This is a genomic window from Draconibacterium sp. (assembly GCF_041583095.1).
Taxonomy (GTDB): domain Bacteria; phylum Bacteroidota; class Bacteroidia; order Bacteroidales; family Prolixibacteraceae; genus Draconibacterium.
The window spans coordinates 1-2,071 of the sequence record NZ_JBFHGM010000437.1; the positions used below are offsets into that span (position 1 = coordinate 1).

General features: G+C 43.1%; 2 protein-coding genes. One reads left to right on the forward strand and one right to left on the reverse strand.

Features of this window, described 5'->3' with window-relative positions; genetic code table 11:
* The coding region (locus tag ABZB17_RS22305; protein ID WP_372653851.1) for a TldD/PmbA family protein at positions 1 to 898 on the forward strand (898 nt) is incomplete at its 5' end.
* 195 nt (positions 899 to 1,093) lie between these two features.
* On the opposite strand, the gene ABZB17_RS22310 is transcribed toward ABZB17_RS22305, so the two are convergent.
* A partial coding sequence (locus tag ABZB17_RS22310; protein ID WP_372653853.1) for a M16 family metallopeptidase occupies positions 1,094 to 2,071 on the reverse strand: 978 nt, incomplete at its 5' end.

Consider the following 2,071-nt stretch of genomic DNA (forward strand, 5'->3'; position numbering starts at 1 on the left):
GGGAAGCAACGAGCGTATCATATCGGTATCAAGTAGTTATTACGATGGATTGAATGAGCGCGTGATGGTAACCAGCAATGGTTTCGAAGGCGATACCGCCAACTCGTACTTTGGAATATACACCAACGTTTCGGTAAAAGGCGATGGCGATGCCCGCCCTGAATTTGGCTGGGGAGAAACAGCTATTAAATACAATGAACTGAAAAAAAACGGAACCGGAACAACTGCACTAAAACGTGCGCTTGATAAAATCGGTGCGAAAAAGATCGAATCGGGAACCATGCCGATGATCGTTGAAAACCGTGTGGTAAGCCGCATTTTCAGCCCGCTGATGAATGCACTTGACGGATCAGCCATTCAGCAGAAAAACTCATTCCTTATCGATAAACTCGGCGAAAAAGTAGCTTCTGAGAAGTTAACGCTAACCGACGATCCGTTTATTATCGGAGGCCGTGGATCGCGCCTTTTCGATGGCGAAGGTATTGCCACCAAAAAACGTACGGTTTTTGAAAAAGGTGTTTTGAAAAGGTATTACATCGACACTTACTACGGTAAAAAACTGGAAATGGAACCCAACAGCGGATCTACCACCAACCTTGTTTTTGAAACCGGCGATAAAGACCTCGACGCATTAATTGCGTCGGTTAAAAGAGGAATTTTTGTTACCGGGTTTAACGGGGGTAACAGCAACGGATCAACCGGAGATTTCTCGTACGGTATTGAAGGATTTTTAGTGGAGAATGGCGAGATTGTAAAACCGGTTACCGAAATGAACATTACCGGAAACATGAAAACCTTGTGGGCAAACATTGGAGAAATTGGTAACGATGTGCGTGAAGACTCTTCGTGGCGCACACCATCGATTCTTTTCAACGATGTTGATTTTAGTGGATTGTAAAAGCAACAAACTATAAAAAAAGAGCCGTTCTGTAAATTTCAGAACGGCTCTTTTCTTTTGAACCCAATATTATACCGATTTAACAACAAAATGTCGCATTCTTTCATTTCATTCAGAACGCTCCATTGTTGTAGCATCGGCATTAACCATTGTAATCGTTAAAATTCCATACGGCATTTTAACGAACAATTGGTATCATAACTCGAATAAAACCGGGTCGCCTAAACCGATATTCTTTAATGCTGAAAGTTGCGTTTCAGCATCTCCCACAACAACATAATACATGTGTTCAGGATCGAGTAATTTCTGAGCCAGTGCTTTGTGCTGCTCAGGCGTTAACGACTTGATAAACTCTTCCTCTTGCTTTACGTAATCGAAAGGTAAATCGTAAGCACTAATGTTGGTAAGCATCGAATGCAATGCTCCCAGCGTTTCGAATCCGCGGGCATTCGATTTTATCAGCGCATCTTTGGTAAACTGCAGATCGGTATCCGAAATTCCTTCGCGGTATTTTTCAATCTCGTCTTTAAAAATTTGTACCGATTCTTCAGTAGCCGTAGTACGAACGCTTGAACTGGCCTGGAATGTTCCGTAATTTTTACCTCCCGAGAAATAAGTCCGGGCACCATACGTATAGCCTTTTTCTTCGCGCAGGATAAGGTTTACAATTCCGTTGAAACTACCACCCAACTTGTAATTCATTACCGTCGCCTTCTCAAAATCGTCGGAAGTGCGTGGAATGGCGTTTTGTCCAATATTAATAACCGACTGTTTTGCCCCCGGAACATCAACAAAATAGATGGTTGATTTTTCGGGGAGTTTTGGCGCTGCGATTTCAGGAAATACAACATCGTGCGCTTCCCAGTTCGAGCTTAAACCTGCCAATCCGGTAACAACCCGTTCCTGATCAATTTTTCCAACCACATGCATCCGGGCCACAGATGGAGATATCGCCTTGCTGTAGAAATCTTTCAAATCATCCATGGTTATCGATTCCAGGCTTTCACCAGTTCCGGAAGTAGGCATTGCCAATATATTATCGTCGCCATAAACCAACTTATCAAATGCCACCATTGCCAAATAATCAGGATTGGCTTCGTTGCGTTTTACATTGTTTATCATTCGCGATTTTACCAGTTCAAACTGCTCCTCATCCCAACGCGGCTGCAATAA